This window comes from Paenibacillus sp. FSL W7-1332, from assembly GCF_037969785.1.
Classification (GTDB): Bacteria; Bacillota; Bacilli; order Paenibacillales; family Paenibacillaceae; genus Paenibacillus_AQ.
This window is the reverse complement of record NZ_CP150209.1, coordinates 3,443,989-3,456,507: the sequence shown is the minus strand read 5'-3', so window position 1 is coordinate 3,456,507 and position 12,519 is coordinate 3,443,989. Positions and strand designations below refer to the sequence as shown.

Sequence of the window (12,519 nt, the reverse complement as noted above, 5' to 3'; positions counted from 1 at the left end):
AATTACGCCTCCTTCATCCAGCGAAGCGAACCACCGTAGGCGCGATATACATGTTCCTTCGTGAATACATCTTCCGTCTTCCCATGTGCAATGACCGTACGGTTCAGAAGCAGCACATGGTCGAAATAATCCTCAACCGTCTGCAGATCATGATGGACCACCATGACCGTTTTACCGGCCATTTTTAGATCCTTCAGCGTGGTCATAATCGCCCGCTCGGTTGCCGCATCAACACCAGCTAACGGTTCATCCATGAAATAGAGGTCGGCATCCTGGACAAGCGCCCTAGCGAGGAATACGCGCTGCTGCTGTCCGCCGGAGAGCTGGCTGATCTGGCGGTCGGCAAAGTCCGCCATGCCCATTTGATCCAGCGATGCCATCGCTTTTTCCTTATGGCTTTTGTTCGGTCGTTTCAGCCAGCCCACCCGGCCGTATAGACCCATCATGACAACATCCAGTGCATCGGTCGGGAAATCCCAGTCCACGGATCCGCGCTGCGGCACATAGCCGACACGGGTCTTGGTTTTGCTTAAGCTTGATCCAAAGAATGACACATTCCCGGACAGCTTGGGGTGAAGCTCCAGCATGACCTTTAACAGCGTTGATTTACCGGCGCCGTTTGGCCCGACAATGCTGGTTAAAGAGCCTTGTTCCACATGAAAGGAGACTTGGTGGAGCACTTTATTTTTACGATAGGATGCATTGAGGTCTTGAACTTGAAGTACAGACATTTTATTCACCACTTCCTGTTAATGCATGATAGATGGTTTCGACATTATGACGATACATTCCGATATAAGTTCCTTCCGTTGTTCCCGCTTCGCCCATGGCATCGGAGAAAAGCTCTCCTCCAAGCTTTATATCCAGCCCGTTCTTGGCAGCACCTTCAATAACGGCATTAATGGATGCTGGATTGACGCTGCTCTCAACGAATACGGCAGGCACCTTGTGCTGCAGCAGGATATCGATCGTTCCGTTAATGTCCGAGAGGCCGATTTCATCCTCCGTACTCAATCCTTGCAGTCCAACTACCTCCAGACCATGCAAACGGCCGAAATACCCAAAGGCATCATGAGCGGTAACCATCACCCGCTGTTCTTCCGGAATTTGACTCAACTTATCCTTGGCCTCGGCTTTCAATTCATCCAGCTGGGCAAAATACTTCTGCTTGTTCTCTTCAAAATAGTCAGCGTCATTCGGAGCAAGGGACTTCAGCTCCTCTACAGCCGAATCCAAAGACACTTTCCACAAATCGATGTCAAACCACACATGGGGATCAATGGCCTGCGTATCATCCTGCAGCAATTGATCCTTCGGGATGGCATCTGCAATCGCCAGTACAGGTTTGTTCTTACCGATCTGTTCGAATATTTCCGTCATGTTGCCTTCGAGATGAAGCCCGCTATAGAAAATAACATCGCCACTATCCAGTTTCTTGATATCGCCTTGGGTAGCATTATATAAATGCGGATCGACGCCAGGCCCCATCAAGCTCAGTACCTCGACCCGATCTCCCCCAATAACGGAGATGGGTTCCGCAATCTGTCCAATGGTTGTAACCACTCGGATTTTCTTATCCCCTTGTTCACCGGCTGTTCCTTCCTGCTTCACTTCTCCCGTAGCGCAAGCGGTTAATACCAGCAGCAAACTCAGAATGGCGGCTGCCCCTAATAATATCCTGTTTCTATTCGTCCTCTTCTTCATCTTCTTCTTCTCCTCCACTCCACATCAATAATGAGTTTGCTCAATCCTTAGACGATCCCGGACATTCTCAAACCTCGTCCTGCCGCGATCCAATTATTTTGCTCTAATGCAACTTTAATTCCTATGTACAAAAAATAATCCATCTTCAGGATTTTGTCAATGGAATTTTATAATTTCGCAGATCTCATTCTAATGAATTTCTCCATTTTTCTTGATTTCATTAAGAATATTCGTATATATATAGCTTGTTTTTCATTAAGGAAAAATATTTAGCTGCATATAAAATATTTTGGCGGTTAGATTTTCTGTTACCTTACAGACAGAAAAAGACGACTTCCCAATATGAGAAATCGCCTTTTCTTTAGTTATATTCCCGCTATCGCTAAAACTCTACACTACGAACTTTCGAATAAACCTTCAAATGTGAAAATCCATCCACTTGTTATCCAAAAAATCGGATGTGCGCAAATTTGGTTTTGATTCGATCGAGTTTCTTCTTGGCGGAGCTGCGATGATCAGGCAACAGCTTCACATTTGCCAAAGCACCGATCGTTTCGACCACTTCATCGATCGATAGATGATCCGTGTCGATATGATGCTGAAACACTTCATTCGAGAATCCGCTGATACACCGGTCAATTTGTTGTGCGGCCCATGAATTCGAACCTTCCCCTCTGCTCCGCAGCCGTCTAAGGAGCACTTCCTTGGAAGCGCACAATGTAAAATGCTCTACTTTCACGCCATCACGTCTCAAATTACCAACGATTTCATCGAAATATTCCGCGTTTGTAACGGTCATCGGAGCAATGATCAATTGATCCGATTCCTGGTCCATATACTTAAACATGGAGTAATTAAACTCCCTCCACATCGGATAATGCTGAAAGTCATCGCGTTTGGCATCTCTTGGCACATTATCGCGAATGAAGTAACCTGCATTTTCCGGATCGTACACGTACGAGTTCGGGATTCTTCGCTGAAGCTCATGCGCAGCCTGGGTCTTCCCCGAACCGAATGCGCCGTTAACCCATATAATCATTGAGGAATCCCCCTTCTAACTAATCCTTCCGCAGAAAATCCGGCATACGAGTCAATGTTTTTCCATGATCGCGGACAAAACCGTATTGCTCATACAGACCATGGGCATCCCGCGTTGCCAATATACCGAATACATTTCGGTAATCCTCGTGGGTCGTAATCGTTTCGATTAATTTCTTCCCCACGCCAATTCCACGATATGCCTCATCCACAAATACATCACACAGCCAATAGACGGTTGCGCCATCACTTACCACGCGAGCAAAACCGATCTGTCGGTTGGCGTAATATGCCCCGAAGCACGTAGAACCTTCTAACGATGTTTTGATTTTTTGGTCAGAACGCTCATTAGCCCAGTAGCTTCGCCGCAAAAAATGTACAATGGCATCCAAATCCAACAGCAAAGGGTCGCTGCTGATAAGGACCTGCTTCATATCAATGTCCGACATCGCACCCACCTAGTCCTTTATCCCGGAGCCAAATCCAATTACGTAGCCGTCTGGATCTTGAATCGCAAAATCCTTCCACACGCCCCAGTCCGCTTCCATGAATACAGGTTCCTGTGCCACTTCGGCCCCCCTGGAGGTCAGTTCTTCATACAACGCATCCAAATCATAATGTGTACCCACGTAAGCGTATGTATCCCAGCGCGTCGCATGGTCCTTCCCCGCTGGATTGGGTGTGACATCAGCGCGGGATTCCGCCTGAATCAGCTTGAATCCGAGCGCAAAATCATCCCTGACCGCCCATACGTCATTCACTTCGCAACCCAGCACTTCTTCATAGAACTGTTTGGAACGGGTAAGATCGGATACCAATCGAACTTGGACTGAGAATTGAATCTTACTCATAAGATCATCTCCGACTAGTTTTATTCCATATTACAACCGTCCAATTCGCATAACAAGAGCTTTTCGTCAGCTTATTTTCAAGGCTATTTTTTTTCGTAATATTTTTGCAAGATCGGCGCGACTTTGTTCACGACATACCCGCTGCCTCCCCGATCTTCAACATGCTCTATCATCATCGCAAGGAGAAGCTTGGACTCCCTCGTGTCAAACGCAACGAACCATCCGTTCTCCTGTCCTTTTTCGCCTTTGCTGATTTTCAGTTCGGCGGTTCCCGTCTTCCCTGCAAGCTCAATGCCCGATAGATCAGCACCGTGTCCGCTGCCTTTTGGATCCTGAACCACATCGACGAGCATACGCTTGATGATTCCGGCAGTGTCCGAATCCAACACCTCTCTTGTCTTCTGAGGCTTGTTCTCCTGCTCTGATAAATCCAGTACAGGCTGAATCAGCTTCCCGCCATTAATGAAGGGAGTATAGGCCAATGCCAAATGTAAAGGACTCATGAGTACTTCACCTTGACCATATCCGGAGTCCGCGAGTTGAATTTCGTTCTTGATCCCCTCATTAGCCAAGCTTGCTTTCGGGAAAGGGAATGGAAGCGGCAATCCCTCTTCGAACCCGAATTTTACAGCTTCCTTCAGAAAAGGATCCGCACCCATCTCCAATGCTTCCTGTGCCAGATAGATGTTATCTGAATACACAAGAGCATCTCTCAGATTCAGGACGGGTACTTCCTTCACGCGTGTCACGTAATAATTTCCCCAGCTCGGGTCTTTGGACCAACGCAAGCCGTGGATCTCCCTGACCTTTCCAGGGGTAGTAACCCCAAGCTTCAGACCAACCGCAGCCGTGATCGGTTTAAATACCGAGCCCGGAGCATACAGCTTCGTAAATCGATTCAATAGCGGTTTATCCGGATTGTGGTTCCACTCATCCCACTGCTCTGTCGATAATCCAACAATGAAAGCATTGGGATCATAGGACGGGCTGTTAACCAATGCCAAGATTTCTCCGGTCTTGGGGTTGATGGCTGCTGCGGTACCTGCATCCTCACGAAATGAAGCAAATATGGATTTTTGAAGTTCAGCATCAATGGTTAAACGAATATCCTGACCATCTACCGCTTCCTTCTCGGCTACGATTTCTTTGACCTTACCCGAGGAATCCACGATCGAGATCCGCTTACCGTCCCGGCCACGCAGCACTTCATTATATACCTGCTCGGATCCTGATTTACCTATAAGTTCAGTCGGTCCATACTGCGCCTCGGGCGCATGGGCCAAATCCTCCTCTGTCACTTGTCGGATGTAGCCTGTCAGATGTGCTGCCGCCGCGCCGTAAGGGTAGACTCGAGCACGTTCCTTCTTCTTTACAACGCCTGGCAGATCACTGTAATCCATTCTGCCCTGCTGGGCATTCAGGTTCAAGATGGGTACGAACAGATCGTCTTTCACCCACGGCGCATCAAGCTTACGCCTCATAACCTCGGTTGAAATTCCCAACCGTTCTGCTAATTCAACCAAGGTCTGTTCTCCATCGTCACCGAGCTTACCCGGAACGATACCGATGACCTCAATCGTGCCATTAATGGCCAGACCGTGACCGTTACGATCCAAAATCTCGCCCCTGCTGGATGGTAACGTCTGCACGTTCACCTTATCCAAGGCATCCATAGCCGGCAATATCAAGGAAGGTTGCCACACCATTCGCCAAGACAGCTTCTTAGTCTCGGTTGGATCCTCCTCTTTTAATAGCTCAAACGAACCTTCTGCCTGCACCCGACCTGCCGATGTTTCCAATTGGATTTGATAGGGATAGAACACTCGCTCATCCCTTGTTTCGCTTGCATCCTGAGCCGTAAAGTCTGTCGTGATGGTGAGGTCTTCTGCTCCAATCCCCTCATAAATGTTCCGAAATCGTGTTATAAAATCCTCTTTTGTCATCTTCTGTCTAGACTCCAGTGACAGCACATCATACATCGATTCGTAGCTGCCCTGCTCCCACCATTCCACATACTGTTTCACAATCTCTCCCGGATCCGATTCCTTGATGCGGTCACAGCCCGTAAGGATTACCATCACAATCAGGCACAAGAAGAGCCATGTCCATTTAAAATGCATCGATCCCACTCCTCAACCCCCGTATTAATCGTCATTACATCGTTCTCCTAACGATGAAAATGATCATGATCAGCACACAATCCATCCCAATCAACATCAACAGCTTGGCATGTTGTTTCCTTTGAATCGCAATCCCGGTTTCTATGAGTGCAATAGCAAGTAAGCTCCACAGAGAAACCTCCATCATGATCCCTACCTTCTCAATTAAAACAATATCGAACCAAACCCCTGCTGTATTGTAGAGTATACTTATAGCATGTTGTTGTGAGAATGCATGTTTTCCGGCTCTGTACCCGTACAGATCGAATGGAGGTATAACGAGATATGAAATACACCGACATTATTCAGTCAGTTGAACGCCAAATACTGGATGGTTTATTGAAACCCGGCAGCAAACTGCCATCCATCCGCGCTTTGACAGAATCCTATTCATGCAGTAAAAATACAGCCATACGGGCCTATGCTGAATTGGAAAAGAGACATATTATCTATGCTGTTCCCAAGAGTGGTTACTATGTCGTGGAGGGCAGAGGAAACATAAACCTCTCGAACCCAGCGGACCAAGTGATCGATTTTCGATCTGCGGGACCTGACAAAAGGGTCATGCCCTACCGAGACTTTCAGCATTGCATGAACCAAGCGATTGAAATATATAAAGAAGAGTTATTCACCTATTCCCAAATTCCGGGTTTGCAGTCACTTCGTGTTGAGTTAGCACGGCATTTAATCGACTTGCAGGTCTTCACGGCTCCTGAAAGGATCTTTGTTGTGTCCGGTTCGCAACAAGCGCTGCATCTGCTGGTCTCCCTTCCTTTTCCTAACGGAAAGAACAATATTTGCGTGGAGCAGCCCACGCACTTTAGCATGATGGACTCCCTCAAGATTCATCAAGCCGTGACATACGGGATAGAGGTTACGAAGAACGGCATCGATTTTGGGCGGTTGGAGGACATTTTTAAAACTCGGGATATCAAGTTTTTCTATACGGTCTCAAGGTTCCATAACCCAACAGGCTACAGTTATACCAATGTGGAGAAGAAGAGGATAGTAGAGCTTGCGCAGAAGTATGATGTCTATATCATCGAGGATGACTACATGGGAGATTTGGATCCGGATTCGAAACATGATCCGATGTTTGCCTTCGATCCCTCTGGCAGGGTGATCTACACGAAGAGCTTTTCCAAAGTCATGCTCCCCGGACTACGGCTGGGCTTGGCTGTGATCCCCGAAGCGATGAGTGAAATATTCCAGCGGGCGAAGCACGCGGCGGACATACACAGTCCGGTGCTCATGCAAGGCGCCCTCGAAATTTATCTGAAGAACGGGATGTTCCGAGCACATATTCAGAGGATGAGGCAGACCTATAGTAAAAAAGGGGCTCTGCTCCAGCAGGCTTACCAAAATCACCTGCCGCCCTTCTTATCCTATACGGGTTCGCCTTCCGGATTTTATTCCACGATCCAGCTGCCAGAACCATTAAAAGCATATCAATTGGTTCACTATCTGGAGAATGAGAACGTATATGCTCAGGATGCCAGCAGCATGTTCTTGCCTGAGTTTAAGAACGAATCCATGATACGACTAAGCGTATCTCAGGTGAAGGAGGAACTCATCGAAATCGGTGTTCAGAAAATTGCGGAAGGAGCCGCTAAATTGTTGAAGAGACGCAGCGAGGTGAGGTTCATCTAGTCGGTCCAAGCCGCAAGCGACCGGACCGACTGATGAAATAGGTTCAAGCGATGGGAGTGCCATTCGGCAGATCAACATCCGGTCTCAGAAGCACGACGTCTCCCTGCTCCGGCACCCCGCCGAGGACAAGCACCTCGGATTGATAGCCAGCTATGCGTCTAGGCGGAAAATTGACGATAGCGACGACTTGATTACCTATGATGGTGTCCGCATCATATCGATTCGTAATCTGGGCACTGGTGCGCTTGATCCCGAGCGGGCCGAAATCAATCTTCATTTTGATGGCGGGAACGCGCGCTTCCGGGAATGGCTCTGCTTCCACGATCGTCCCGATCCGAATATCCAGCTTGGTAAAATCTTCGATGGTTGCCATGACTATAGATCTCCTTACAGCTAGGTTATGAAGCAATAAGACGATGCTTCACAACACGAATTTTATGTACCATCTTATCATCTGCGTTTCCGGTTACTCAAGTGATAGATTAGTTTAGCGTGTTCTATGCCGCTGAGGATCAGTTGGAGAACTGAAATAAAGTGAATCATTCGGTTCCTTCTATACTTGCTCATTCTCCATAAGCTTCCTCCAATTCTGATGCTGCCTGTTAACCTTATCCCATATCAGGTCCCGTTCGATCATGGAATAGTTGACGAGCGGCTCATTAAATATGTCCGCCAGGATCTCGAACCATTCCGACTTCGATGAAATCTCTATCTTATCCAGGGTATTGCCGCTCCACTTTCTCCATATGCAGCCTTTGAGCTCGTTCATGCCCTGCTCGTGCCGTTGCCTAACAATGAACAGCTCCATCCACGGGGATTCCGGTGATCGGCTATAAAATTCATGGTTTGATTTAAATAGTTCCAAGCTGTTCACAACATCAGGGGCATAATCTACGCCTACATATGAATAATGGGGATCATGGATCAGCCTCCAGCCATCATCCGTTATGCGAGACGGCTCAATCGCATATTGAAAAGGTCCCTGTATGTATTCCCCGAATTTCAATGGGATCGGTTCCCATGGCATATCGCCAAGTCCGACATCCACGAGCCACCGCTCTTCTTCCCCAAGTTGTTCATTCAATAAACTTACCGTTATCCCGAGATGGAAGCCGTTAATCCGTGGTTCTTGCCCTAAAGGCTGTACTCCTGCCCGATGCCAATATACCTTATAACCTAAGGCTCGAAGAAGAGCGGTAAAGGCTCCATTCAGATGAAAACAATAACCGCTTCGATGATGGATCATAAGTTGTACGGATTCCTGTATATCGATGGATGTCGGTTTCCCAGCAAAAATATCCAAGGTCTGCCAAGGTATTCGTGCCACGTGGGCTTTATGCAGCTCGAACAAATGTTCCTTTGTCGGTTCCTGAATATCCGAAATGCCTAAACGGTTTAAATATGCTCTTACCTCACTTTGGGTGATCATAGCACGCACTCCTACTTTTTTTCTTATCATAAACAAGAAACTGACCCTTATGAAATGGTCAGTTTCAATATTTTATAAAAGACAGGCATAAACAAGCCGTGTTCAATCCATGTTCCAGGCCTTCTGCAGAAGTCGTATCCCCTTTTCCATGTCAGCTGCGTTCAAGCTTGCAAATCCCATATATAACCTCGGGAACTGGTTTGCATCTTGCTGGTGGTTCATCCACATTTTTCGCAGGTCGTACACGATAACCCCGACGTTCGCCGCCCTCTGAATCAATTCCTCCGAGGACACTTCTTTTTTGACGATCAGCTGAATGTGGAGGCCTGAATTCTGACCCGTAATTTCAACAAACCTGCCAAGATAAGCCTCAATCAACTCAATCAACTGATGATGTCTCTTCCTGTACAGATTACGTACTTTACGAATATGACGGTACCAATGCCCCTGTTCAAAAAACGCGGTCATTGCCCACTGTTCCACGCGTGAAGGGGCAAAGAATACTTCCTGACGTTTGTGGGATATGTGATTCAGCAGCGCCGGTGGCAGAACGAGATAGTTCATACGCAGTGTCGGAGTCAACACTTTCGAGAACGTGCCGGCGTATATGACCCGCCCGTTATGATCCAACCCTTGCAGGGAAGGAATCGGTTTTCCCTGGTAACGAAACTCACCGTCATAATCGTCCTCGATAATGTATGCATTTCTGGTATTGGCCCACTCCAGTAATCGTTCCCGCTCCGGATAAGGCATGATGCTTCCCGTCGGGAATTGGTGAGATGGTGTTACATATACAAGCTGTGCGTGGCTGCTCTCCAGCTGGTCAAGCGAGATTCCCTTATCACTAAGCGTAATCGGAAGTAAATCACAGCCATTCAAGTGAAATTGATCTCGTACCAAGCTGTAACCCGGCTCCTCAACCGCAATGTGCTTAAGTCCTGGCAGTACTCTGGTAAGCAGGCCCATGCTATAGGCCGTGCCGGCGCCGATCACAATTTGATCAGGTGTTGAAATAACCCCTCTGGAATTTCGCAGATATTCCGAAACTACGGTGCGCAGCCCGTATTCGCCCTGCGGATCCCCATACATTCCCATTTCACTCACATGCTGTTCCAGCGCTTCCTTGAGCATTTTATTCCAGGTTCGTACTGGAAAGGACGATTGATCTAAACGAGTGGGATTAAAGTCAATAACACCTTGACCTTGATTCAAGTGCCCGTTGGAATGCATAACTGACATCGTTGTTATGGAGGGGGTCCGCTGTTGATGATGGTGAGATAGTTCCTTGTATGGATTTATGACATATAGCCCCGACCTCGGTTTGCTGATCACATACCCTTCAGACGTTAACATTTGATAAGCCGTCTCGATCGGCGTTTTGCTTATATTGAGCTGAAGCTGGAGGGCACGAACAGAAGGCAATCGTTGTCCGTCGGGAATGACCCCATTACGGATACCCTCACGAATTTGCAGATATAACTGCTGGTATAATGGGAACTCGCTTTGCTCGGGTAGAAGAATATCAAACAAGTGGGACCACCTCAGGCATTATATTAATAAAATTTACTGTCGTAATGGCAGGTATGTTTAATGAATTATACATGAAACTCAGCCTATGTTGCGCATCCTATTCACGAATAGCTTCATTCGGTAACACAACCTTCAGTACATCTGACTTTCATAAACAGATAATAACTGACCATTTCTGTATGATCAGTTTTGTCTTAAGCTAACGTTAACTTGGATGTATCTCAATATGAATCTATTACGTTATGAAAGGACGTATGATCCTATGTCTCATCCCCTCCATCTCCAACATAAAATCGGCCTGGGTTTAACGCCTCTCCAATTCATGGAGAATATGAAGATTCGAGAAATGAAATTGAGCAGAATCCCAAATACGAAGGAATTATTCAGACAAGTCTATGATCGCTTCCAGTGGGAGAACAAAGAGACTGAGGGATTCTTCACTTCTGAGCGAAACCCATTCAACCATCTGCACTGCCTGATTCTCTGTACGGATTGGTGCCCGGATGTCATATGGAATGTACCTGTCCTATTTAGAATATTGGAATATAGCCGAATTCCGTCCGACGTGCTCATCATGGAAGATCATATGGAAACAATGGACCTTTTTCTAACGGATGGCGGACGCGCACAGCCGATTGCTGTCTTCCTCCATGCAAGCACAGGTGAAGTACTCGGAACTTGGGGCGCTCGTCCGGCGTATATCCAGAACGTCATGGACGAGTTCAAGAGGAACCCCCCCGATAAACAAGCTGCATCCTATCAAGAACAACTGGACCAAACGTACAAGAAGATCGGAGAGCTCTACCATGACGGTAATGAATATCAGAGGGTCATGATTCAGGAAATAAGGCAACTGCTTACTTCGTTTATATCTGATAGAATTGCCGATAATAACCTGTGACCGCGTTTGGCATAAGCGTGATCCTCCTCCCCTGATGAAGGTGTATGGTTTCTGACAGTGTCAAAGTTAAAAATGAACACACAGGATGAAATATATCACAATCCCGCTGCTTAAATCTTCCTGAATATGTTATCATTACTATCGATGAAGCGTTAGGGATTCACTGTTCCGGCAGCCTTTTATTAGGGTAATTCATCAGAAGTATACCATTCACCAAATTTCATTAACTCAGTACAAGGGAGCGAAACACTTATGACAAAAAATGAAGCTCAGCGTCCGTCCCGCGTGGTGATCATCGGTACAGGAGCTGTGGGAGCAACGACTGCGTACACCTTATTCTTACGCGAAAGAGTATCTGAACTGGTATTAATCGATGCGAACCATGACAAAGCGCTTGGTGAAGCCTTGGATATGAATCACGGCCTCCCCTTTGCCGGAGGCGTCAAGCTGTGGGCTGGAGATTACAGCGATTGCAAGGATGCAGACATCATTGTCATTGCCGCAGGCTCCAACCAAAGACCCGGCGAGACGCGAATTGACTTATTGAAGCGAAATACGGCGATATTTGACGATATTATCCAAAACATCGTGAAATACAATGACCACGGCATCATTCTTGTGGCTACGAATCCGGTGGATATTCTCTCTTACGTCACGTTGAAGAAGAGCGGCTTCCCAGTCAATCGCGTGATCGGCTCCGGCACCTTGCTGGATAGCGCCCGTTTCCGGTATTTGATTGGTCAAAACAAAGGCATTAATCCGCGCAGCATTCACGCCCATATCGTCGGGGAACACGGTGATTCCGAATTGCCGCTCTGGAGCATTGCCAACATCGCGGGGATCGGAATCGATCTGACTGACGGTGAAAAAGAAGATATTTTCGACCGCACCAAGAATGCGGCTTATGAAATCATTAACGCCAAGGGTTCCACCTCCTATGCAATCGCATTGGCGCTCGATCGGATCATCGTCTCCATTTTGCAAAACGAAGGTTCCGTTCTCAATGTATCCACACTGCTCACGGACTACCACGGTGTGTCTGATGTATACTTAGGCGTACCTTGTGTGGTTGATCGTACAGGCGTTCGGGAAATTCTGAATCTCGAGTTTAATGACGAGGAACTAACCCAATTTCATGCATCTGCTAACAAACTGAAAGAGCAGATCTCCAACATTTTAGAGTAATACAAAACAAGGCTTTCCGGATGTGTGATTCGGGAAGCCTTGTTCTTTTGGCTGAGGAGCGATGACATTACG

The 12,519-nt window shown here is 47.2% G+C and carries 13 protein-coding genes; 3 read left to right on the top strand and 10 right to left on the bottom strand.

What is annotated here, in order from left to right; all coding sequences use genetic code 11:
- Positions 1 to 2 precede the first annotated feature (2 nt).
- The 7 genes from MKX98_RS15405 to MKX98_RS15375 all read right to left on the bottom strand — a co-directional run bounded on the left by MKX98_RS15405 (position 3) and on the right by MKX98_RS15375 (position 5,900).
- Positions 3 to 731, bottom strand: a complete 729-nt coding sequence (locus MKX98_RS15405) for a metal ABC transporter ATP-binding protein (RefSeq protein ID WP_194542542.1) — start codon at positions 729 to 731, stop codon at positions 3 to 5.
- Between the two features lies 1 nt (position 732).
- The gene (locus MKX98_RS15400; protein WP_194542541.1) at positions 733 to 1,704 is read right to left on the bottom strand and encodes a zinc ABC transporter substrate-binding protein; all 972 of its coding nucleotides are present in this window, start codon (positions 1,702 to 1,704) and stop codon (positions 733 to 735) included.
- Between the two features lie 442 nt (positions 1,705 to 2,146).
- A complete protein-coding gene (locus tag MKX98_RS15395; RefSeq protein ID WP_339223950.1) occupies positions 2,147 to 2,743 on the bottom strand; it encodes an AAA family ATPase in 597 nt (198 codons plus the stop codon).
- A 19-nt stretch (positions 2,744 to 2,762) separates the two neighbouring features.
- Positions 2,763 to 3,191 carry a GNAT family N-acetyltransferase gene (locus MKX98_RS15390; protein ID WP_339223948.1) on the bottom strand — a complete coding sequence of 143 codons (429 nt, stop codon included), beginning with the start codon at positions 3,189 to 3,191 and terminating at the stop codon, positions 2,763 to 2,765.
- 9 nt (positions 3,192 to 3,200) lie between these two features.
- Complete coding sequence (locus tag MKX98_RS15385) at positions 3,201 to 3,593, bottom strand: VOC family protein (protein WP_194542538.1); 393 nt, start codon at positions 3,591 to 3,593, stop codon at positions 3,201 to 3,203.
- Between the two features lie 83 nt (positions 3,594 to 3,676).
- Positions 3,677 to 5,713 carry a penicillin-binding transpeptidase domain-containing protein gene (locus tag MKX98_RS15380; RefSeq protein ID WP_339223946.1) on the bottom strand — a complete coding sequence of 679 codons (2,037 nt, stop codon included), beginning with the start codon at positions 5,711 to 5,713 and terminating at the stop codon, positions 3,677 to 3,679.
- A 34-nt stretch (positions 5,714 to 5,747) separates the two neighbouring features.
- Positions 5,748 to 5,900, bottom strand: coding sequence for a hypothetical protein (locus MKX98_RS15375; RefSeq protein WP_194542536.1), 153 nt, complete (start codon positions 5,898 to 5,900; stop codon positions 5,748 to 5,750).
- Between the two features lie 137 nt (positions 5,901 to 6,037).
- Between MKX98_RS15375 and MKX98_RS15370 the strand changes: the two genes are divergently transcribed.
- On the top strand, positions 6,038 to 7,402 hold the full coding sequence (locus MKX98_RS15370) for a PLP-dependent aminotransferase family protein (RefSeq protein WP_339223943.1): 1,365 nt from the start codon (positions 6,038 to 6,040) through the stop codon (positions 7,400 to 7,402).
- A gap of 43 nt (positions 7,403 to 7,445) precedes the next feature.
- Here the strand turns inward: MKX98_RS15370 and csaA are convergent, their stop codons facing one another.
- The 3 genes from csaA to MKX98_RS15355 form a co-directional block, all read right to left on the bottom strand.
- A complete protein-coding gene (csaA, locus tag MKX98_RS15365; protein WP_339223941.1) occupies positions 7,446 to 7,775 on the bottom strand; it encodes a chaperone CsaA in 330 nt (109 codons plus the stop codon).
- Positions 7,776 to 7,955: 180 nt separating this feature from the next.
- Entirely contained in the window at positions 7,956 to 8,831 is an 876-nt protein-coding gene (locus MKX98_RS15360) for an arylamine N-acetyltransferase (protein WP_339223939.1), read from the bottom strand.
- Positions 8,832 to 8,933: 102 nt separating this feature from the next.
- Complete coding sequence (locus MKX98_RS15355) at positions 8,934 to 10,361, bottom strand: PLP-dependent aminotransferase family protein (protein WP_220685369.1); 1,428 nt, start codon at positions 10,359 to 10,361, stop codon at positions 8,934 to 8,936.
- 322 nt (positions 10,362 to 10,683) lie between these two features.
- Between MKX98_RS15355 and MKX98_RS15350 the strand changes: the two genes are divergently transcribed.
- On the top strand, positions 10,684 to 11,262 hold the full coding sequence (locus MKX98_RS15350; protein WP_339223936.1) for a thioredoxin family protein: 579 nt from the start codon (positions 10,684 to 10,686) through the stop codon (positions 11,260 to 11,262).
- A 252-nt stretch (positions 11,263 to 11,514) separates the two neighbouring features.
- Entirely contained in the window at positions 11,515 to 12,447 is a 933-nt protein-coding gene (locus MKX98_RS15345; RefSeq protein WP_339223934.1) for an L-lactate dehydrogenase, read from the top strand.
- Positions 12,448 to 12,519: the final 72 nt, after the last annotated feature.